The following is a 23,134-nucleotide window of genomic DNA, read 5'->3' on the forward strand; positions in this document are numbered from 1 at the left end:
TCATTTGTAATACATTCCATTCTATTAGTATATCCGCCCGCAAATGCTACAGATATCAGCACATCAGCATATCAGGTCATTAGCACATTATAAGGAATGCTTAATCATATCATACGTTTTTCGATCCGTAACAAACTGGTCGTGGCCCTTTGCATGCTGGGACTGATCGCTTACGGCACATATGAGATAACCCGCTTGCCGATAGATGCGGTGCCGGACATTACAGAGAACCAGGTGCAGATCATCACGGTGAGCCCTTCCCTGGGCGCGCCGGACGTGGAGCGGTTGATCTCTTTCCCGGTGGAGCTGGTTTGCAGTAATATACCCGGGCTGAAGAAGATACGCAGCTTTTCCAGGTTCGGGCTGTCTGTAGTAACCGTAGTATTTGAGGACGATGTGGATATTTACTGGGTGCGGCAGCAGGTAGCGGAGCGCCTGCAGGAAGTACAGTCACAGGTACCCGCCGGTGTAGGTATTCCCCGGCTGGCGCCGGTAACTACCGGCCTGGGCGAAATTTACCAGTATACGGTAAGGCCGGCCAAAGGTTATGAGGGCAAATATACGCCCATGGAGCTGCGCACTATACAGGACTGGATCATACGGCGGCAACTGCTGGGCGTAAAGGGCGTGGCGGACGTGAGCAGCTTCGGCGGTTATCTCAAACAGTACGAAATAGCCGTGGTGCCCGAGAAATTGAGCGCTTACGGTATTACCATCGGCGATGTATTCACCGCCCTGGAAAGCAATAACCAGAATACAGGCGGTGCTTATATTGAAAAGGGGCCGGTAGCCCTGTTTATCCGGAGCGAGGGCCTGGTAGGCAGCCCGGAAGATATCGGCAACATTGTTATAAAGAACACCGCCGCCGGTTCGCCGCTGCTGGTAAGGGATGTGGCCGATGTAGAGGAGGGCTATGCCACCCGTTACGGCGCCATGACCTACAACGGGGAAAGGGAAGTAGCCGGGGCGGTGGTCATGATGCTGAAGGGCGCCAACAGCAACGAGGTGATCCATAATATCAAGGACAGGATACAGCAGATACAGCAAACATTGCCTGAAGGCGTGATCATAGACCCCTTCCTGGACCGTACCAAAATGGTGAACAACGCCATCGGCACCGTGGAGCGCAACCTGCTGGAAGGCGCATTGATAGTGGTATTTGTGCTGGTGTTGTTCCTGGGCAACCTGCGCGCGGGGTTGCTGGTAGCTTCCGTGATCCCCCTGTCTATGCTGGTGGCCGTGATATTGATGAACATTTTTAATGTCAGCGGCAACCTGATGAGCCTGGGTGCGCTGGATTTCGGGCTGATCGTGGACGGCACCCTGATCATCGTGGAAGGCTGCATGTACCGCCTGCACCATTCTTCCCGGGCCCGCCTTTCGCAGGCAGAAATGGACGGACTGGTGAAGGAAACATCCGGCCGGATGCTGAACGCGGCCGTTTTCGGAGAACTGATCATCCTGGTGGTGTACCTGCCCATTTTCGCACTGTCCGGCATTGAGGGGAAAATGTTTAAACCAATGGCGCAAACAGTGGCATTTGCCCTGTTCGGCGCTTTCCTCCTGTCACTTACATACGTACCGATGATGAGCGCCCTCTTCCTGAGCAAAAAAATACCGCAGAAAGCCAACTGGTCTGACAGGATGATGGACCGGCTGGGCAGCCGCTACCAGCGGGTGCTGGACAAAGTGTTATATCATCCCAGGATCATGATCCTGTCGGCTTTTGCCCTGCTGCTGGTGGCCGTCTTTGTACTGAGCCGGCTGGGCGGCGAGTTCATACCGCAACTGGAAGAAGGGGATTTTGCCGTGGAAACGCGGGTGATGACGGGCAGCAGCCTCAAAGCTTCTGTCGCGGCGGTGTCCCGGGGGAGTAAGATATTATTGGAAAAATTCCCGGAAGTAATAAAAGTGGTAGGCAAGACCGGCAGCAGTGAAATACCTACCGACCCGATGCCGCTGGAGGCCAGTGATATGATGGTGATATTGAAAGATAAGGATGAATGGACCTCTGCCGCCACTTTCAACGAGCTGGCCGAAAAAATGGGCAAAGCCCTGGAAGATGTGCCGGGTGTGACTTTTGGCTTTCAGTACCCGGTACAGATGCGCTTTAATGAGCTGATGACCGGCGCCCGCCAGGATGTGGTTTGCAAGATCTATGGTGAGGACCTGGACACGCTGGCCGCATTGGCCGGCCGGCTGGGCGAGATCGTACGTACCATCCGCGGGGCCAGCGACCTCTATGTAGAGCATATCACGGGCATGCCGCAGATCGTGATCCGTTATAACCGTGCCGCCATTGCCCAGTATGGGTTGAATATCAGCAATATCAATAAAACGGTGAATGCCGCCTTCGCCGGCCAGAGCAGCGGGCTGGTATATGAAGGGGAGCGGCGTTTTGACCTGGTGGTGCGCGTAAGCGGCGCCCGGCGGCAGGACCTGTCCGACGTACAGCAGTTGCTCATACCAACACCGGCTGGCCCGCAGATACCTTTATACCAGGTGGCGGACGTCAATATTGAAGAGGGGCCCGCCCAGATACAACGGGAGGATGCGAAACGCAGGGTGATCGTTGGCTTTAATGTGCGCGGCCGCGATGTGCAAAGCATCGTACAGGAGCTCCGGCAAAAGCAGCAGCAGCGTATCAAGCTGCCACCCGGTTACCAGGTGGCTTATGGCGGCGCATTCGAGAACCTGGAGGCGGCCCGGCAGCGGCTGGGCATTGCCGTGCCGGTAGCCTTGCTGCTGATACTCCTGATGCTGTACTTTGCTTTTCATTCCGTGAAGCAGGGCCTGCTGATCTATTCCGCCATTCCCTTATCCGCTATCGGCGGCATCTTTGCCCTGGCTTTGCGGGGCATGCCGTTCAGTATTTCCGCCGGCGTAGGTTTTATCGCACTGTTTGGCGTGGCCGTATTGAACGGCATCGTGCTGATCGCGGAATTCAACCGCCTGAAGGCGGCCGGGCAGGCCGATGTCCGGCAGATCATACTGGAAGGTACTAAAGTGCGGCTGCGGCCGGTGCTGATGACGGCCTCCGTGGCGTCACTGGGCTTTTTGCCCATGGCACTCAGCCAGGGCGCCGGGGCGGAAGTGCAACGCCCCCTGGCCACGGTGGTGATCGGTGGCCTGCTGGTGGCTACCTTTCTCACTTTATTTATACTGCCCGCGCTGTACCTGATCTTTGAAAAAAGCGGGCATCGGCGGCCGCCTAAAGCAGCAGCCGTAACCGCGCTGCTGGTGATCCTGTTCCTGTTGCCGCTGTCTAACGTAAACGCGCAAACGCCTATATCTTTACAGGCAGCCATTGACACGGCGCTGCGGCACAATCTTTCGCTCCAAAACGACAAGCTGTACGCCGCTTACCTGCAAAAGCTGAAAGGCAGCGGATGGAATGTAGGGCAAACCATGATCACCGGCGATTACGGGCAGATCAACAGCGCTTATAACGATACAAAGTTCTCCTTTGCGCAAAGCATGCAGTTTCCCACTATTTATGCCCGGCAGCAGGCGCTGCTGGCGGAGGAATGGAAAGGCGGCCAGCTAAATGTGGCGGTCAATGAAACCGCCCTGCGCAAGCAGGTCACCACGGTATATTACCAGCTACTGTACCTGCGGTATAAGAAACACCTGCTGGAATATACGGACAGCCTGTATGCAACCTTCCTGGAAAAAGCAGCCCTGCGGTTTGAAAAGGGGGAAACCAATATCGTGGAGAAGGCTACGGCCGCCACGCAACGCGGGCAGGCGGGCCAGCAGCTTAAACAGTTGCTGCAGGACTATGACATCCTGCGATCCCGGCTGAAATGGCTGCTGCATACCGATGCAGACGTGGAGCCGGACAGCACTGCCTTGAAAATGGCCCTGCCCCCGGTGGCAGATACCGCTGCTTTATCGCAACATCCTTACCTGCGCCTCCTGTCACAGCAGCAGCAGATCAGCGCTCAGCAATACCGCGTGGAAAAAGCCCGGCTGCTGCCCGACCTGTTCGTGGCCTATAACAATACCAGCATCCGGGGCATGGGAGCGGACGACCGGTATTACTCCTCCTCGGACCGTTTCCAGTCCGTACAGGTAGGCGTGGGCATTCCCCTGTTCTTCCAGGCGCAGAAGGCCCGGATCAATGCCGGCAGGATCAACCAGGCCCTGGCGCAGCAAAAGTATGAAGCCGGCCTGGAGCAAATGCAGGCGGAGTACCGGCAGGCCCTTATACAATACGATAAAACATTACAAGCCGTGCACTATTATGAATCCTCTGCGCTGCAGCAGGCAGATACCATGATCCGGGGGGCTAACGAACAGTACCTGAACGGGGAGATCAATTACCTGGAATGGGTGTTGCTGACCAACCAGGCCGTTAATATCCGCAATGAATACATAGACGCAGTGCACAACCTGAACACTGCCATTATTAACATTCAAAACCTTACAGGTTTTTGAAACCTGTAAGGTTTTATAAACATAAACAGATCATGCATATGCAATTATATACAGCTATAGCTGCCTTATTGATACTGGCGGCTTGCGGTCAGCCGCAGCCGGCCGAAAAGGAAGCACCGGCGCAGGCAAACGAAAGCCTGGTGCAGCTCAGCGATGCCCAGATGAAGAATGCGGGCATCGTTACCGCCCGCCCGGAAAAGCGCCATATGGCCGCGGAACTGAAAGTGAGCGGGAGGATAGACGTGCCCCCGCAAAACATCGTGAGCATCAGCTTCCCGCTGGGGGGCTATTTAAAGTCCACCAACCTGCTGCCCGGCATGCATGTCAGCAAAGGCAGCGTGATCGGCGTAATGGAGGACCAGCAGTACATACAGTTGCAGCAGGACTATCTCACGGCCAAAACCCGCCTGGGTTTCCTGGAGAAGGAATACGAGCGGCAGCAGGCCCTGAACCAGAGTAAGGCCAGCAGTGACAAAATGTTGCAGCAAACGGCGGCTGATTTCAAAAGCCAGCAGATACTTGTAAGAGCACTGGCGGAAAAGCTGCAACTGATAGGAGTGAGCGCCACCCGGCTGGATGAGCGCTCCATTTCCCGCAGCGTAAACGTGTATGCGCCCATCAATGGTTTTGTGACAAAGGTGAACGTCAATATCGGCAAATATGTGAACCCGACGGATGTCCTGTTCGAGATCGTGAACCCGGACGATATACACCTGGGGCTCACCGTATTTGAAAAGGATGTGACCAGGCTGGCCATCGGGCAAAAGGTGCTGGCCTATACGAACGGGAACCCGTCTAAAAAATATGAATGTGAGATCATACTGATCGGGCAGGACCTGGAGCCGGACAGGAGCGTGCAGGTACATTGCCACTTCGAGGCTTATGACAGGACCCTGATACCCGGCACCTTTATGAATGCCCTGATCGAAACCGCAGCAGACACCGTATGGGCGTTACCGGAGGAGGCGATAGTACGCTACCAGGACCAGCAATATGCTTTTGTGCAGCGGGATAACAAAGTGTTCGAAATGATAGCGCTGAAAACAGGAGAACGCAGCAACGGCTATGTGGCGGTGATGGCGGATGAGGGAGACGCCATTGCGAACCATTTGTTCGTCATACAGGGCGCCTACTCCCTCCTGATGAAGCTGAAGAACACGGAGGAGTAAATTTTTTCTTTTTACTTTTATTGCATGAACGCATTTATTTTCGATCTCAACGGGACCATGATCAATGATATGGCCTATCATGTAGACGCCTGGTATCATATGCTGACCGGCGACCTGGGCGCTTCCCTGGACCGCGAAGCGGTAAAGAAGGAAATGTACGGCAAGAACGAGGAAGTGCTGGTACGGATCTTCGGGAACGGGCGCTTTTCACAGGCAGAGATGGCCGATATTTCCATTGAAAAGGAGAAGCGTTACCAGCAGGCCTACCTACCGCACCTGCAGTTGATAGCCGGCCTGCCGCAATTCCTGGAATCAGCGCATAGCCAGGGCATTCCCATGGCCATCGGCTCCGCCGCCATTACCTTCAACATTGACTTTGTGCTGGACAACCTGCACATCCGGCATTACTTCAAGGCCATTGTAAGCGCCGATAATGTAAAGCACAGCAAGCCCGACCCGGAAACCTACCTGAAAGCAGCGGCCCTGCTGAATATGGACCCGGAACAATGTATCGTGTTCGAGGATGCGCCCAAAGGCGTGGAAGCAGCCGCCAACGCGGGCATGCATTGCGTGGTGCTTACCACCATGCATACACGGGAGGAATTTGCCGCCTACAGCAATATCATTGACTTTGTGGACGACTATACGGCGCCGGTACTGGACCGGCTGATCCATTCCTGAAAAAAATAATTGTATAATCGACATTTATTTTTATATCTTGCATAAGAAATGAAAAGAAGTGTGCGGCAGGCAGTTATGCAGCAATGGAAAGCTGTCGCCGGCTGCAGACCACCGCCGGGCCATCCGGCAACTTTTTAGCAGGTTCTTTATATAAATGTCAATCAGGTGACATATATTAGCGTAAACTAAAACACCTGGGTGTATGACACGTTATTCCCGGCAAACAAGAATGCTGGTAGCTATTGATTGCATTATTTTTGGATTTGACGGGCAGGATCTTAAACTGTTAGTGATAAAGCGGGGATTTGAGCCGGAGAAAGGCAAATGGAGCCTGATGGGCGGGTTCGTACAGCCGGATGAGGGGTTTGAGCAGGCCGCTTCCCGTATCCTGAAAGTGCTGACAGGACTGGAAGGTGTATACATGGAACAGTTGTTCGCCTTTGGCAACCCCGGCCGCGACCCCATGGAACGTACCATTTCCGCAGCTTATTTTGCATTGATAGACATCAATGACTATAAGCAGCAACTGAGCGATGAGTACAGGGCGGAATGGATATCGCTCAAGAAACTGCCCCGGCTGATATTCGACCATGCGGAAATGGTGTCCATGGCACAGGCCAGGCTGCGGTACAAGGCCGCTATTCATCCGATATTGTTTGAGCTGTTGCCCCAGAAATTTACGATTCCACAGTTACAGATCTTATATGAGGCAGTGTATGATACCGTGTTCGATAAGCGTAACTTTAGCAGGAAGGTATTGTCTACCGGGTTGCTAATAAAGCAGAAGGACAAGGAAAGAGCCAGTTCAAAACGAGGTGCGTTCTATTACAAGCTGGATAAAAGAAAGTACAGCGCCAAATTCCACGCCTTCCTCAACTTTGTGGCCGATCCGGGCAATCTGAAATAACAATAACGTAAAGGGGAGTTGCACGTCACAGCGAAACCCTGACCGTATATTTTTTTACTTATTTGAATAAATGTCACTGCGACAATAAAAATCAGCAGCTTAGCAGCAGCGTTATGAAGACAGATGCTTTTGTAATAGGAGTGGACTTCGGTACAGACTCCGTCCGGGCGCTGGTGGTGAATGCCGCCACCGGGCAGGAAGCCGGCAGTGCCGTATATTATTACCCCCGCTGGAAACAGGGCCTGTATTGCGATGCCGCCCGGCAGCAGTACCGGCAGCACCCGCTGGATTACCTGGAAGGACTGGAGCAGAGCATCAAAGGCGCCCTGCAGCAGTGCCCCGCCGGCACCGCCGCCCTGGTAAGAGGCATATCCGTGGATACCACGGGTTCTACCCCGGTGGCTGTAGACGAGCAGGGAACGCCGCTGGCCCTGCTGCCCGGTTTTGAGGAGAATCCCAATGCCATGTTCGTGCTCTGGAAAGACCATACTTCCAACGAAGAGGCGGCAAGGATCAATGAAGTAGCCCACAGCAACGATACCGATTATACCAAGTACTGCGGCGGCATTTACAGCAGCGAATGGTTCTGGGCCAAAATATTGCACATTGTAAAAACAGATGCCGCTGTGCAGGAAAAGGCCGCTTCCTGGGTGGAGCATTGCGACTGGATACCGGCTGTACTGACCGGCAACAGGCAACTGTCCACGCTGATGCGGGGGCGCTGTTCCGCCGGGCATAAAGCCATGTGGCATGCCGGCTGGGGAGGATTGCCCCCGGCGGATTTCCTGGAGAAATTACATCCCAGCCTGCGCAAATACGATAAAATGTTTACAGATACGGTGGTGGCCACCGAACCGGCCGGCCCCATCAGCCCGGAATGGGCCGCCAAACTGGGCATCCCGGGAGATACCGTGATCGGTACCGGGGCCTTTGATGCGCACATGGGCGCCGTAGGAGCCGGTATACAGCCTTATGTGCTGTGCAGGGTGATCGGCACCAGTACCTGCGATATCACGATGGGCCCCCTGGAAGAGGTAGGCCACCTGTTTGTAAAGGGCATCTGCGGGCAGGTAGACGGTTCCGTAGTGCCCGGCATGCTGGGCCTGGAAGCGGGCCAGTCCGCCTACGGCGACGTATATGCCTGGCTGCGGCGCCTGATCATGCAGCCCTTATATGCCCTGATGAAGGACGATACGGAGAAGCTGGCGGAAGTGGAGCACAAACTGCTGGGTTATCTTGCAGAACAGGCGCAGCAGTTGCCGCTGAAAGAGCAGGACCCGCTGGTGCTGGACTGGTTCAATGGCCGCCGCACACCGGATGCCAATCACACCTTGAAAAGCGCCATACTGGGCCTGCACCTGGGCATAGACGCCGTGCAGTTGTTCCGCGCCCTGGTAGAAGCTACGGCCTTCGGAGCCCGGAGCATCGTAGAGCGCTTCGTGAGCGAGGGCGTGCCCATTCATGAAGTGCTGGCGCTGGGCGGTGTAGCCAGGAAATCCGGCTACGCCATGCAGGTGCTGGCCGATGTGCTGGACCGGCCCATCAAGATCGTGCGCAGCGAGCATGCCTGCGCGTTGGGCGCCGCCATGTTTGCCGCCGTATGCGCCGGTATTTACCCGGACATAGCGGCTGCGCAGCAGGCCATGTCATCCGGCTTTGACGCCACCTGGCATCCCCGGCCGGAGAACGTGCCTTATTATGCAAAGCGCTACCAGCAGTTCCTGGAGCTGGGCGCATTTACAGAAAAAACATTATCCGCATGAGCCGGTATCAATCTATAAAAGAACAGGCTTACGAAGCAAATATGCAGTTGCCCAAGCTGGGACTGGTGCTGTTCACCTTCGGCAATGTAAGCGTAGTGGACCGCAGCGCCGGCGTATTTGCCATCAAGCCCAGCGGCGTGCCTTATGAGCAGCTAAAGCCTGACCAGATAGTGGTGGTGGACTTCGACGCCAAAATAGTGGAAGGCAGCAACCGGCCTTCGTCCGACACTAAAACGCATGCGGTGCTGTACCGGCACTGGGAGCACATAGGCGGCATCGTGCATACGCACTCCACTTATGCCACGGCATGGGCGCAGGCCCAGCGGGATATTCCCATCTTTGGCACCACCCACGCGGATCACCTCACCACGGATGTGCCCTGCGCGCCGCCCATGAGCGACGAGATGATCCGGGGCGATTACGAGCACGAGACCGGTTTCCAGATCATCAACTGCTTCAGGGAAAGGAAGCTCTCCTGCGAGGAAGTGGAGATGGTGCTGGTAGGCAACCATGCGCCCTTTACCTGGGGCAGGGATGCCGCCAAAGCCGTGTACAATGCCGCCGTGCTGGAGGAAGTGGCCAGGATGGCCCTGCTCACGGAACAGATCAACCCGCAGGCCCCCCGCCTGAAGGAAACACTGATAAAAAAACATTTTGAACGCAAGCATGGTCCCGGCGCATACTACGGGCAGGGATGCTGAAATAAAAACACGTAACTGATGATACAATTGAAGACACTAGAAGCATGGTTCATTACCGGCAGCCAGCATCTCTACGGAGAGGAAACCCTGCAGCAGGTAGCTGCGCATGCGCAAACCATTGCCGCATCGCTGGACGCCGCATCCAATATCCCCGTGCGCATTGTATGGAAGCCGGTGGTGAAAACACCGGAAGAGATATACCGCGTTTGCCAGGAAGCCAATACAACACCCGGCTGTATCGGCATCATTGCCTGGATGCACACCTTCTCGCCCGCCAAAATGTGGATAGGCGGCTTAAAAGTATTGCAGCGCCCCCTGTTGCACCTGCACACACAGTTTAACCGCGACATTCCCTGGGGCGATATAGATATGGATTTCATGAACCTGAACCAGTCCGCCCATGGCGACCGTGAATTTGGTTTCATGCAATCCCGTATGCGGATGAACCGCAGGGTAGTGGTAGGCCACTGGCAGGAGCAGGACTTGCAGCAGGAGCTGGAAACCTGGCTGCGCGCGGCTGCCGGCTGGCATGACTGGCAGGGCGCCCGCTTTGCCCGCATCGGGGACAACATGCGGCAGGTGGCGGTAACCGAAGGCGATAAAGTGGAAGCAGAGCTGAAATTCGGCTACTCCGTAAACGGCTACGGCATTGGTGATGTGGTGGCCAAAGTGAATGCAGTGAGCGACGAGGCCATCGGCCGTCTGGTACAGGAATATGAACAGGCCTACCAGGTGGCCGCGCCTTTACGCAAGGGCGGCGACCGGCATGACTCCCTGAGAACCGCCGCCCGCATAGAGCTGGGCCTGCGGGCTTTCCTGGAAGAGGGCAATTTCAAAGGCTTTACAGATACTTTCGAGGACCTGCATGGCCTGGACCAGTTGCCCGGCATTGCCGTGCAGCGCCTGATGGCGGACGGTTACGGCTTTGGCGGTGAAGGCGACTGGAAAACGGCCGCGCTGGTACGCGCCATGAAAGTAATGGGCAGCGGCCTGCCGGGCGGCAGCTCCTTTATGGAAGATTATACCTATCATTTTGACCCGGAGAACCGCCTGGTGCTGGGGGCGCACATGCTGGAGATCTGCGCCTCCATTGCAGACGGCAAAGCTTCCTGCGAAGTGCATCCCCTGGGCATTGGCGGTAAGGCAGACCCGGTAAGGCTGGTGTTCAATGTGACGGACGGCCCGGCTATCAACGCTTCCGTGATCGATATGGGCAACCGTTTCCGCCTGCTGGTCAATAATGTGCAGGCCGTAAAACCGCAGCACGAGCTGCCAAAGCTGCCCGTAGCGCGCGTGCTGTGGAAGCCGCTGCCGGATATGCGCACCGCCTGCGCAGCCTGGATACAGGCCGGCGGCGCGCACCATACCTGCTACAGCCAGCACCTCACGGCCGCGCATATGCAGGACTTTGCGGACATGGCGGGCATTGAATGTGTGCATATAGACGAGGACACCAAACTGCAGCAGTTCCGTAATGAGCTGCGCTGGAATGAAGCTTATTATCTATTGAACAATAGGTAATTGATAAATAATTAAAAACTGTTGCTGATTAATCAGCCATTGATGACGTGGAATAACAAAAGGCCGGATTCTTCCGGCCTTTTTTACATAACACTAACACTAAACCTACTGGTGCATCGTCACTGTTTCCCTCTCGTTCTATCCAGTTCAATTCCTGCAGCCAGGTAATCGTATACGGCTTCCAGGTAGTTCAGTTGCGCAGTGGTAAGCGCCAGCTCGGCATCGGTCAGCTCCAGCCGCGAGGCTACCCCTTTCTGGTAGCGGTACTGTATAATATCGTAACTCAGTTTAGCCGTTTCCTTTACCTGCGTTTGCGTTTGCACTCTCTCAAAGGTTTCCTGCAGGTTGGCGATCACCTGCCGTACTTCCGTCCTCAGTTGCTCATAGGCATCCGTCAGCTCAATGCCGGCCTGCTCATGCGTGAGCCGGGCCTGTTGTATGCGGGCTTTGTTGCTGCTCCCGCTGAACAGCGGCAGCGTTACCTGCGCGCCGGCAAAGGAAGCGCCGGGCCAGGAGGCGTCAAAGAACCTGAAGCTGCGTGCCTGGCTTTGCAACTGGTACTGGCCTACCAGCGATACCACGGGCAGCCGCCGGGCTTTTGCCAGGGCAATGCCCTGCTCCCTGATCTCCTGCTGCAGGCGCAGTTGCTGCAGGTCCGGCCGGTTGGCGCGGGCTTCCGTGTACACGGTCGCTGCTGCGGGAATGCTGGCGGCCGCAGGGTGGGCAAGGGAATCGGTCAGCATAATATCCTGCAGGGAATCCAGCCCCATGAGGGTTGTCAGTTGCAGCTTGCCCACCTCGATGGCCTTGGTGAGCTTCAGGATATCCGGCTGCAGGTTCTTGACGGAGGTGTACGCGCGCAGCGTATCCACCCGCAGGGCCCTGCCCTGTGCCAGCAGGGATCGTGCGTCCTGCAGGGCTTTCTCATTTCTTTGCAGGCTCTCGTGCTGCAGTTGCAGCCGTTTGTTCAGTACCAGGATGCCCAGGTAGGTGCGTTTTACAGCGGCCGTGAGGTCCACCGTTTTATCCAGGTACAGGGTGCGGCTGGCCTTTTCCTGCAGGGCCGCTTCCCGCTGCGCCGGTTTGGCGGAGGGATTGTACAGCGGCTGTGCTACGGAGAGGGCGGCGCTGAACTGGTCCCTGCCGCCAAACCGGCTGTAGGCAACCTTGTCCGGGTCCCCGTTGGTTTCGCCGATCCCGAAGAATACGGGCAGCTCAAAATAATGGGCATATTGCGCGCCCAGGCTTGCGCTGGGTAAGGAAAGGCTGCGGGCCACGCGCCGCTGCTCCTGCGCCACGGCAATATCTATACCGGACGCTTTTAAAGTACGGTTATGTTTTGCTGCCAGCGATACCACTTCCTGCAGGGAAAGGCGGAGCGTTTGCCCCTGGGCGCCGGCCCCGTACAGGAACAGGGCGGCGGCCAGTAAGCTGCTGTATGCGATAGATCTTTCATGTATCATAGTGCTTCGTTTGATGCGACCGCTACAGGATGCGCCGGGGTGGCGCCTGTGGCAGTGCCGTTAATAGCCGGGTGCTGCCTGCGCGCGGCCCGGGAGAAATAAGAGTATACGGCAGGTATCACGTACAGGGTGAGGATACCGGCAAATATAAGACCGCCTACCACCACGATACCCAGCGAGGTACGGCTACCGGAAGAGTTGCCCAGCGAGAGGGCGATGGGCAGCGCACCGAAGATCATGGCCAGGGTGGTCATCAATATGGGACGGAACCTGGACACGGCGGCGGATACTACGGCATCGGCTACACTCAATCCTTCTTTTTTCCGGTGGTTGGCAAACTCCACGATCAGGATACCGTTCTTGGTGATCAACCCGATCAGCATGATGATGCCTATTTCACTGAAAATGTTGATGGACTGCCCGGTGAACCACAGGCTCAGCAATGCGCCGGTAACGGCCATGGGCACGGTAAGCAGGATGATGAAAGGATCGATCAGGCTTTCAAACTGTGCGGCCAGCACCAGGTAGATGAGTATGATGGCGAAGATGAAGGCAAACACCAGGCTGGAGCTGCTTTCCGCATAGTCGCGGCTCTGCCCGGCCAGCTCGGTGTTAAAGCCTTTAGGCAGCACTTTGGCCGTGATCTTGTCCAGCTCCTTGATGGCCTCGCCCAGGCTTACGCCGGGCGGCGGCGTAGCGGAGATGGTAACGCTGTATGCCTGGTTGTAACGGTAGATGGCTGGCGGGCTGATGCCTTCCTTCAGGGATACCAGGTTGTCCAGCGATACCATTTCATTGCTGGCCGTTTTTACGAACAGGGAGCGCAGGTTTTCCGGTGCAGATCTTTCCTCGCGGTCCAGTTGCCCGATCACTTCATACTGCCGGTCATTGTAGATGAAGTAGCCGTAACGGCGGCCGCTCAGCGCCAGTTGTAGCGTGCGGCCGATCTCGCGGGTGGAGATGCCCAGTTGCGCTGCGCGCTGCCGGTCAATGGAGATGCTGATCTCCGGGCGGTTCACCTTAAAATCCGGGTCCTGGAAGCTGAGCTTGTTGCTTTTATATACTTCGCCCATCAGCTTCGGCATCACATCGATCAACTGCTGCAGGTCCGGCGCCTGTATCACGTACTGCACCGGCTGCGTGGTGGCAAAGCCGCCAATGGTGGGTATCTGTATGGGAATGCAGATCACGTCGCGGAAACGCCCCACCGCGCCCATCAGCTTTTGATATACTTCCGCCTGCGACAGCCCGCTTTTGCGGTCCTCCGGGTTTTCCAGGAAGATCCACTGGAAGCCGCCGTTCACGGGCTGCACCAGCGTGCCCACGGTAGCGGCTATACCGGCGTAGGTGCGGTTGCCGTTCAGGTCCGGGATGGAGTCTGCCACGTAATTGGCAATCTCTTTCATGGTAGCCTCCATGCTTTCATAAGAGGTGCCTTCCGGCGCAATCACGGCCAGGCCTATCATGGAGCGGTCTTCCAGCGGGGCCAGCTCGGAGGGCAGTTTGGGGGCCAGTAGCCAGGCGATGCCGAAGGAGACCAGCAGCAGCACAAACCCCAGCCAGCGCACTTTAAAGAACGCTTTCAGCGAGCGTGCATAGGCGTTGTTCAGCGCCTCGAACCAGGGCTCCGTTTTGCGGTACAGCCAGCCATGCGTGGCGCCAGCTTTCAGCAGGTAGGCGCTCATCATAGGCGACAACGTGAGGGCCACAAAGGCGGATACCAGCACGGAACCGGCCACCACGATGGCAAACTCCTTGAAGAGCCTGCCCGTGATACCGCCCAGGAACAAAATGGGCAGGAACACCGCGGCCAGCGTAACGGTGGTGGAGATCACGGCAAAATAGATCTCGCTGGAGCCTTTACGCGCGGCTTCCAGCGGGTGCATGCCCTGCTCCACCTTGCTGTAGATATTTTCCAGCACCACGATGGCGTCGTCCACCACCAGCCCGATGGCCAGCACCAGCCCCAGCAGCGTCAATACATTGATGGAGAAATTCCCAATGTACATGATGAAGAAGGCCGAGATAATAGACACCGGGATGGCTACAATGGGGATCAGCGTACTGCGCCAGTCGCGGAGGAAGATGAAAATGATGAGCGTTACCAGCCCGAAGGCGATGATCAGCGTTTCCTCCACCTCGGACAGCGAGTTGCGCACCGGCACGGTAAAGTCCTTGCCCAGCGAGATGGTGTATTCCTTGGGCGCCGTGCGCACGATCTCCTCGAAGCGTTGCTTGAACTCATCCACGATAGCAAGGGAATTGGCGCCGCGCTGCGGTTGCACACCGGTGCCCACGCTGTACAGCGCCGTAGCGCCCTCCACTTCTATCATGGCCGTTCGCTCGTTCTGGGAGGACATCACAGCCGTTCCTACGTCTTTGAACCTTACGATGGCGCCATCCTGCTGGCTGACGATCATGTTATTGAAATCATCTTCCGTCACCAGCCGCCCCTGTGTGCGGAGGGTTACTTCGGTGCTTTGTCCTTCTATACGGCCGCTGGGCAGGTCCACGTTCTCCCGCTGCAGCGCATTTTGTATATCCGTAGGCGTTAGACCGTAGGCGGCCAGCTTTACCGGGTCCATACGCAGCCGCATGGCGCGTTTACGGCCGGCGTAGGAATCCACCAGGCGCACGCCGGGGATGGATTGCAGGCGTTCTTTGATGTTGATGTTCACAAAATCGGTGATGTCCTCCAGGCTTTTGGTGCTGCTTTTTACGGTAAGGAACACCAGGAATTCCGGCGGACCGGATTTTTCCACGATGGTAGGCTCAATATCGGTGGGCAGTTGCTGCCTGGACTTGGACACTTTGTCGCGCACATCATTGGCGGCGGCTTCCAGGTCGGCATCCAGGTTAAACTCTACGGTGATCAGGCTTACCTGTTCGCGTGAAACGGAGGACATGGCGCGGATGCCGTTGGCTTCCGCAATGGCTTCCTCCAGCGGCTTGGTGACCTGCGAGGCGATGATATCCGCGCTGGCCCCCGGGTACACCGTGGTAACAGTCACGATCGGCGAATCCGTTACCGGGTATTCCCGCGTGCCCAGGAAGGTATATCCTACGATGCCGAAAAGGATCAGCAGGACAGACATCACCCCGGCCAATACGGGCCTGGAGATGCTCATTTGAGAAATAGCACTCATAAAATGGGAGAATTGTGATGTGAATACGTTAGAGAGAATGTAAAATGTAAATTTTACATTTTAGATTTTGCATTCTCTCTCATTTAACTGTAACAAGTTCAACCGCCGCTCCCGGCGTAAGGCGCAGCAGGTTGCTGGTGATCACGGTATCGCCTGCCGCCAGCCCTTTCAGTATCTGCACGTCGTTGGTGCCGCGCTGGCCTATCTGCACGGGCGTAAGCGCTACGGTCCTGTTCTTTGCCAGGTATACGGCATACCCGCTGGAAGACGGCATGAGCGCCTGGCTGGGAATTTTCAGCGCATTGTCCGCCGTGCGCAGGGACAGGTTCAGGCGGGCGCTTTGCCCGGGTACCAGGGTGCGCTGTGCATTCGGCGTAATGGCGCGGATCAGCAGGGTGCGGGTCTGCTCATTCATCCGGGACTCTTTGGCGATCACGGTGGCGCGGTACAGCGTGGTGTCGGATGCTACGGTAAAGCGCTGTTCCTCGTTCCGGGTGATCAGGTGCGCGTACTTTTCCGGCACGGAGAACTCCACCTTGATGCGGCTGTCGTCCACGATATTGGTAAGCACCGTATTGGCGGACACCAGCGCGCCCGGGTAGGCGTGAATGATACCGATGCGGCCGTCAAAGGGAGCGCGGATGCGCGTTTTGCCGATGGTGACCTGCAACTGGCGGATCTCCGCCTGCAGCACTCTCAGGTTGGTGATGGCCTGGTCGTAATCCTGCTGTATGGCGGCGTCGTGCTCGATCAGGTCTTTCATGCGGGCCTCATTGAGCGCGGCCAGTTGCTCCTGCTGGCGCAGCCTTTCCAGTTGCGCCTGCAGGTCGGCATCGTCCAGTTGGAACAGGAGGGCGCCGGCTTTCACGATGTTGCCTTCCTGTACATGCACGCGCACCACTTTACGCGGCAGCTCGCTCACAATGTTCACCTCCTGGTTGGCTACCAGGGAGCCGGTGATCTCCAGCTCGTCGCTGAAGGCGCTGGTTTTCACAATATGGCCGTCTGCAGGAATGGCGGCCACGGCGGCCGTGCTTCCGGCGGGTTCCTTTTCACTGGCCCTGCTGGCGCATGCCTGTAGTATGATGATGAACAGGGAATACAGCAGCAACTGGTTTGTACCGGAACGGAGTAATGATGATGATCGTTGCATAAGGGTACTTTTTATTGAATTATAGAAATATTTCGATTAATGGAAACCCGATGAACCCGAATAGTTTAACCGGAGCACAAAGGTAAGGGAAAAACAATTGAATTATAGAAATGTTTCGATGTGTTAAATGTAAAAAAAGGGTCAGCTTTTCAACCCCTGTAAAAATTCCACATACTGGTCGATCATTTTCGCATTCAGCTTATACTTTACATAACGGCCTTCTTTTACGGGTATAACCAGCTCTGCGTCAGACAATTGCTTGAGGTGGTGCGATATGGAGGGCTGCGTAAGGTCCACAAATTCGTACACATCGGAGCAATACAGGCAATCCTGGTTCTTTCTCAGCTCTTTCAGGATCAGCAACCGGTTCGGGTCTGCCAGGGCCTTGGATATCCTTTCTGCTTTCTTTGCGTCCATCATGGTGTAGTTTAAAACTCGAATATGCAAAATTACGGGATTAAAACAAGTTATCAAGCATTACAGCGTATGCCAGTCCAGCAGCAGCTCTTTCAGCAGCTTTTGCCCTTCCGGCCATTCGCCTAGCCCGGAATCTGCATTGATATGCCCTTTGGGGCCGGCATTCACAAAGCGGCTGTCCCAGGCGTCGGCAAAGAAACGGGTGCGTTCCAGCGTAGTATAGCTATCATTGGTGCTGGCCACCACGATGCTTTTAAAGAGGAGGGGTTGCAGGGGAATGGGCGCAAAGCCTTTGGCTTCCGGTGGGAAAGCCGGCCGTTCCGCGTCCGCCGGCGCCACCAGCAGCGCCCCGCGTATCCGCAGTTTGGTTTGTGCGGCCCAGTGCACCAGCGCAATGCAGGCCAGGCTATGGGCCACTACTACTACCTGCGGCCCTGCTGCGGCTACGGCGGCCTCTATTTGCGCCACCCAGTCCGCGCACACCGGTGCATGCCAGTTTCGTTGTTCTATACGTATGATGCCAGGTTCCTGTTCCCAGATAGATTGCCAGTGCAGCGGGCCGGAACTGCCCAGTCCCGGGGCAGTCAATACTCTTGTCTCCATGAAATACCTCCCTTTTTGAAAACGGATATACAATGTACTAAAAAAACATGCGGAAAAAGAAAGGCCGAAGGAATTCGGCCTTTTTAATGCTAAAATTCCACGTTATGGCACTCAGGTCCATAAGATCTTTAGCAAAATATGTTCAGTTATGCATAATATAGTTAAGCAGGAAATTTGGAGTATTTGCCGGACTGCAGGTATAGTTTAGACAAATGTAACATATTAGCTGATAAACTTCAAATTGCGTTGGATGCCCCTGAATTTCGTTCTTTTCAGGGGGGAATGGCGGAATATTTCCCGGAAAGCGTCTTCCGTCAGCGTTTCCCATTCGCGGGTGCTGAAGTTCAGTATTTCGGGGATGGGCCTGAATTCCGGGGTGGAATGAGGTTTGGAAAAGCGGTTCCAGGGGCAAACGTCCTGGCAGGTGTCGCAGCCGAACATCCATTGCTCAAAGCGGCCCTGCATGGTATCGGGGATCAGCATTTCCTTCAGCTCAATGGTGTAATAGGATATGCAGCGGCTGCCGTCCACCACGCCGGGCTGCACCAGCGCACCGGTAGGGCAGGCGTCCAGGCAGCGGGTGCAGTTGCCGCAGTAGTCGCCGGCCGGGGAGTCGTATTCCAGCGGCAGATCCGTGATCAGGGTGGCAATGAAAAAGAAGGAGCCGGCCTGCTTGTGTATCAGGTTGCCGTTCTTGCCTATCCAGCCCAGGCCGCTGCGCTGCGCCCAACTGCGCTCCAGCACGGGGGCGGAGTCTACAAAGCCGCGGCCGTGCACCGCGCCGATGGTTTCCTGCATGCGCAGCAGCAGGGTGTTCAGTTTGGCCCGGATCACTTCATGATAATCCTGTCCGTAGGCGTATTTGGCAATGCGCGGCGCATCGGGGCGCTGCTCCTGCTCCGGGTAGTAGTTGAGCAGCAGGGTGATCACGGATTGGGCGTCGTCCACCAGCTTCCGCGGGTCGATACGCTTGTCAAAATAATTCTCCATATAGCGCATGGTGCCGTGCATACCCTTGTGCAGCCACTGTTCCAGCCGCCGTGCATCGTCGTCCAACTGCACAGCGCGGGCAATGCCGCAGTGGTCAAACCCCAGCGCAGCGGCCTGCTGCTTGATGAAAATGGTATTTTTTTCCGTAGGCGTCATGCAATGGGGCAAAGGTACGTATTTGGTCTTTTTGTGTCATGTGGGATTATGGGAAATGTCCTACTTTCGCGCTGTATTATTTATCCCTATATGCAAATCAAAACTGTAGTGGCCCCCATCCTGGCCGGTTGTTTGTTAACTGTTTTGTCAACCGCTGCACAGGAGAAACACAAGATCAAGTTCGGGAAGGTAAGTTCCGAGGATTTCAGCCAGACCCGCAATGACCTGGATACAGGCGCGCATGCCATTGTATTGTCGGACATCGGCTCCTCCGATTTTGAGGCGGAGCAGGACGGTCTGCGCCTGGTGTACAAAAGGCACCGCCGCGTGAAGATACTGGACAAGACCGGCTACGAGGCCGCCACAGAACAGGTGTACCTCTATAAAAGCGGCCACGAGGAAGAAAAGATGACCAACCTGAAAGCCGTTACCTACAACCTGGAGAACGGCAAGGTAGTGGAAACAAAGATGGACAGCAAAAGCGTGTTCTCCGAAGAGCTGGACAAGCACCATGAGCGGAAGAAATTTACCCTGCCTGCCGTGAAGGAAGGCTCCATTATTGAATATGCCTATACGGTATATTCCCCTTTTACATTCAACCTGCAGCCCTGGAGCTTCCAGGGAGAATACCCCTGCCTGTGGAGCGAATACTCGGTTGGCATACCGGAGTGGTATGACTACATTTTCATAGGCCAGGGCTACCATAAGTTTGAATCCAAGACCCGGGAAGACCAGCGGAAAAGCTTTCCCTTCCGGTTTGAGAAAGAAGGGGCTTATGGCACCAAGACCGGGCAAACGGAATTTGTGACGGTAAGCGGCAACGTGAGCTACTACCGCTGGGTGGCCACCAATGTACCGCAACTGAAGGAGGAGAACTTTACCACCAGCCTGGCCAACCACGTTACCCGCATAGAGTTCCAGTTGTCTGCCACCAAGTATCCCGGGCAGGCGGTAAAGCCTGTGATGGGCACCTGGGCCAAGCTGGTGGAAGACCTGATGAAACATGAGTCCTACGGGGTGGCGCTGGACAAGAACAACGGCTTCCTGGGTAAGGAAGTGGAAACCCTCACGGACGGCGCAACATCCGACCGGGAGAAGGCCAAAAGGATCTATTGCTATGTGCGCAATAATTTCACCTGTACAGACCATTCCCGGCTGTTTACAGAAAAGCCGCTGCGCAGCATATTTACGAGTAAGAGCGGGAATGTAACGGAGCTGAACCTGCTGCTGGTAGCCATGCTGCGCAAGGCCGGGCTGGAAGCGTACCCCGTGATACTCAGCACCCGCGATCACGGCTTTACCAACCCGCTTTACCCGATGGTGAGCCGTTTCAATTATACCATCGCGGAGGTGACCATGGGGAACAAGCCCTGCTTCCTGGATGCTTCCTATAACCTGGGCTTCGGCAAGCTGCATACCTCCTGCTATAACGGCCACGCACGTATGCTGAACCCCGAAGCTACCGCCATACGCTTTGACCCGGACTCCCTGCTGGAGCAAAAAATGACCTCCGTGTATATCCGGAACGAGAACGGTGTGCTGAAAGGCACTTGGCAGCAGCGGCCCACGTATTTTGAGTCCTACGAGCTGCGCGGGCTGGTGCACAGCAAAGGCCGGGAGGAATATTTCAAGCCGGTGGGCAAGTTGTTTGAGAAAGTGAGCAATACCGCCATCGAAGAGCTGGACAGCCTGGAGCGGCCCGTGATGGTGAAATATGACTTTGTATGGCAACCTGACGGCGGGGACATGGTGTACCTGAACCCCATGTTCAGTGAAGCGACCAAAACCAATCCCTTTAAGTCGCAGGAGCGGAAGTACCCGGTGGAAATGCCTTATGCCGTGGATGAAATATACTCGCTCAATATGGAAGTGCCGCCGGGATATGCGGTGGAGGAATTGCCGAAATCCACGATCGTAAAATTCAATGGAGATGAAGGCGTATTCCAGTATATGATCGCGCAAACGGGCAATGCGATCCAGTTCCGTTCCCGCATTAAGCTGAACAGGGCCTACTTTGATCCGGAGGAGTACAATGCGCTCCGGGACTTTTTTGATATGATCGTGAAGAAACAGGCGGAGCAGATTGTATTGAAGAAAATATAAAGCATGATGCCCAAACTACTGCATATCTTCTGTACGGCTGGCCTGCTGGCATGGGCCGTGCCGGTGCTGGCCGGCGATCCTGCCTACCCGGCCGCTGCCATTCCGGCAGAGCTGAAGGAGAAAGCCCATACCGTGAAACGCCGGGAGGAGATCCGTTTCAGGATGACCGGCCTGGGAGAGGCGCGCCTCACCAGGCATTACGTGATCACCGTGCTGGACCCCGCCGGCAGTGAGGATGCCGGTATGCTGGAAGTATATGACCGGCTGCGGGAGATACGCTCCATCAGGGGCGTGCTGTACGACGCGGGGGGCAAGACCATAAAAAGGCTGAAGCAATCCGATATAGAGGACCTGGGAGGACTGGATAATATGTCGCTGGCCTCTGATGACCGCCTGAAAAAACACATCTTTTACCATAACGTTTATCCCTATACGGTGGAATATGAAATAGAGATGCGGTTCAACTGCACCTTCATATTCCCCTCCTGGATGCCGCAAAGCCGCCGTAATATGGCAGTGGAACAGAGTCGCCTGGTAGTGAGCGTGCCGGAAAGCTACAAGCTCCGTTACCGCCAGTTCCATTACGGGGGCGCGCCGCAGGTGACCACCGGGAAAGGGGAAAGCACCTATACCTGGGAAGCCAAACAACTGAAGGTGCACACAGCCGAGACGCTGGCGCCTGCCTGGTGGCGCTGTGTGACCTCTGTATGGCTCTCGCCCAGCGAATTTGAAATGGAGCGGTACAAGGGCAGCATGAACACCTGGGAGGAGTTTGGCAAATTCATGTACACGCTGAACGAGGGAAGGGACCGGCTTCCGCCCGATGTGCAGCAGACCGTGCATGCGCTGACGGACGGCCTGGCCGACCCGGCGGAGAAAATCAAGCGCCTGTACCGCTACCTGCAGGAGCATACCCGTTATGTGAGCATACAACTGGGTATCGGCGGCTGGCAGACCTTTGACGCGGCTTATGTGGCCGGTAAGGGGTACGGCGACTGCAAGGCCCTGTCCAACTACATGCATGCCCTGCTGAAAGAGGCCGGCGTGCCTTCCTACTGCGCGCTGATAAGTGCGGGAAGAGGGGACACGGATTTTGAGCCGGATTTTCCTTCCAACCAGTTCAACCATATGATCCTGTGCGTGCCCGCAGGCAGGGATACTACCTGGCTGGAATGCACCAGCGCTTTCCTGCCGGCAGGGTATCTAAGCGGCTTTACCTCCAACCGGCCGGCCCTGCTGGTTATGGAGCAGGGCGGAAAGCTGGTGCGCACGCCGGTATATGGAGTGGAGCAAAGCCGCCAGGCGCGCCGCATGGACGCGCAGGTAACGCCGGAAGGGCATGTGCAGGCGCGGGTAAGCACGTATTATACCGGCGAACGGCAGGACGAGCTGGGGCAACGGCTGCATGTACAGTCCCGGGAAAAGATCATGGAGTGGATCCGCACTTCGCTGTCGCTGCCCAGCTATGACGTGGAGCAATATAATTGCGTGGAGCAGCCCGGCGCAGTGCCCGCCATCCGGGAGGAGCTGGCGCTCACCGCCCGTAATTATGCCAGCATCAGCGGGAAGCGCATGTTCCTGGCGCCCAATTTTCTGAACAAAAGCAGCCTGCGGGTAGATGCCGCCACACAGCGCCGCTTCGCCATCCATTTACCGGTGGCCTATACGGAAACAGACACCGTACGCATCGCCATTCCCGCCGGGTATACGCCGGAATCGCTGCCCGCCCCGGTAGCCCTGCAAAGCCCTTTCGGCAGCTATACCGCATCGGTGAAAGTGCAGGACGGCACCCTTACCTATATCCGCACCATGCAGCACCGGGAAGGCACCTTTCCGGCCAGCGCCTTCAGCGAGCTGGAAAAGTTCTCCGAGGCCGTGTACAAGGCAGACAGGAGCAGGATCGTGTTGCGGAAGGAATAGC

At 56.1% G+C, this 23,134-nt stretch carries 15 protein-coding genes; 9 read left to right on the forward strand and 6 right to left on the reverse strand.

What is annotated here, in order from left to right; all coding sequences use genetic code 11:
* Positions 1-96: 96 nt before the first annotated feature.
* From LX66_RS15805 to araA, 7 genes are all read left to right on the forward strand, one after another.
* On the forward strand, positions 97-4,440 hold the full coding sequence (locus LX66_RS15805) for a CusA/CzcA family heavy metal efflux RND transporter (protein ID WP_145715161.1): 4,344 nt from the start codon (positions 97-99) through the stop codon (positions 4,438-4,440).
* Positions 4,441-4,478: 38 nt separating this feature from the next.
* On the forward strand, positions 4,479-5,609 hold the full coding sequence (locus LX66_RS15810) for an efflux RND transporter periplasmic adaptor subunit (RefSeq protein WP_244620417.1): 1,131 nt from the start codon (positions 4,479-4,481) through the stop codon (positions 5,607-5,609).
* Between the two features lie 24 nt (positions 5,610-5,633).
* Positions 5,634-6,290 carry an HAD family hydrolase gene (locus LX66_RS15815; protein ID WP_145715164.1) on the forward strand — a complete coding sequence of 219 codons (657 nt, stop codon included), beginning with the start codon at positions 5,634-5,636 and terminating at the stop codon, positions 6,288-6,290.
* Positions 6,291-6,492: 202 nt separating this feature from the next.
* Positions 6,493-7,197, forward strand: coding sequence for an NUDIX hydrolase (locus LX66_RS15820; protein ID WP_145715167.1), 705 nt, complete (start codon positions 6,493-6,495; stop codon positions 7,195-7,197).
* A 113-nt stretch (positions 7,198-7,310) separates the two neighbouring features.
* Complete coding sequence (locus LX66_RS15825; protein WP_145715169.1) at positions 7,311-8,960, forward strand: ribulokinase; 1,650 nt, start codon at positions 7,311-7,313, stop codon at positions 8,958-8,960.
* On the forward strand, positions 8,957-9,661 hold the full coding sequence (locus LX66_RS15830; RefSeq protein WP_145715171.1) for an L-ribulose-5-phosphate 4-epimerase: 705 nt from the start codon (positions 8,957-8,959) through the stop codon (positions 9,659-9,661). Before LX66_RS15825 ends, LX66_RS15830 begins: the two co-directional genes overlap by 4 nt.
* Before the next feature lie 18 nt (positions 9,662-9,679).
* Positions 9,680-11,182, forward strand: coding sequence for an L-arabinose isomerase (gene araA / locus LX66_RS15835; RefSeq protein ID WP_145715173.1), 1,503 nt, complete (start codon positions 9,680-9,682; stop codon positions 11,180-11,182).
* A 119-nt stretch (positions 11,183-11,301) separates the two neighbouring features.
* Here the strand turns inward: araA and LX66_RS15840 are convergent, their stop codons facing one another.
* From LX66_RS15840 to queG, 6 genes are all read right to left on the reverse strand, one after another.
* Positions 11,302-12,645, reverse strand: a complete 1,344-nt coding sequence (locus LX66_RS15840; protein ID WP_145715175.1) for a TolC family protein — start codon at positions 12,643-12,645, stop codon at positions 11,302-11,304.
* Entirely contained in the window at positions 12,642-15,791 is a 3,150-nt protein-coding gene (locus LX66_RS15845) for an efflux RND transporter permease subunit (RefSeq protein WP_145715177.1), read from the reverse strand. The genes LX66_RS15840 and LX66_RS15845 overlap by 4 nt, the downstream gene beginning before the upstream one ends.
* A gap of 79 nt (positions 15,792-15,870) precedes the next feature.
* Entirely contained in the window at positions 15,871-16,944 is a 1,074-nt protein-coding gene (locus LX66_RS15850) for an efflux RND transporter periplasmic adaptor subunit (protein ID WP_145715179.1), read from the reverse strand.
* Between the two features lie 141 nt (positions 16,945-17,085).
* Complete coding sequence (locus LX66_RS15855) at positions 17,086-17,364, reverse strand: ArsR/SmtB family transcription factor (protein ID WP_211366247.1); 279 nt, start codon at positions 17,362-17,364, stop codon at positions 17,086-17,088.
* Positions 17,365-17,421: 57 nt separating this feature from the next.
* A complete protein-coding gene (locus LX66_RS15860; RefSeq protein ID WP_407643592.1) occupies positions 17,422-17,997 on the reverse strand; it encodes an RBBP9/YdeN family alpha/beta hydrolase in 576 nt (191 codons plus the stop codon).
* Positions 17,998-18,186: 189 nt separating this feature from the next.
* The gene (gene queG, locus LX66_RS15865; RefSeq protein WP_145715183.1) at positions 18,187-19,110 is read right to left on the reverse strand and encodes a tRNA epoxyqueuosine(34) reductase QueG; all 924 of its coding nucleotides are present in this window, start codon (positions 19,108-19,110) and stop codon (positions 18,187-18,189) included.
* Positions 19,111-19,200: 90 nt separating this feature from the next.
* On the opposite strand from queG, the gene LX66_RS15870 reads away from it, so the two are divergent.
* The gene (locus tag LX66_RS15870; protein WP_158642653.1) at positions 19,201-21,213 is read left to right on the forward strand and encodes a transglutaminase domain-containing protein; all 2,013 of its coding nucleotides are present in this window, start codon (positions 19,201-19,203) and stop codon (positions 21,211-21,213) included.
* 3 nt (positions 21,214-21,216) lie between these two features.
* Positions 21,217-23,133: a DUF3857 domain-containing protein gene (locus tag LX66_RS15875; RefSeq protein WP_145715187.1), complete on the forward strand. Its 1,917-nt coding sequence runs from the start codon at positions 21,217-21,219 to the stop codon at positions 23,131-23,133.
* Position 23,134 lies beyond the last annotated feature (1 nt).

Source organism: Chitinophaga japonensis, from assembly GCF_007830125.1.
In the GTDB taxonomy this organism is placed as follows: domain Bacteria; phylum Bacteroidota; class Bacteroidia; order Chitinophagales; family Chitinophagaceae; genus Chitinophaga; species Chitinophaga japonensis.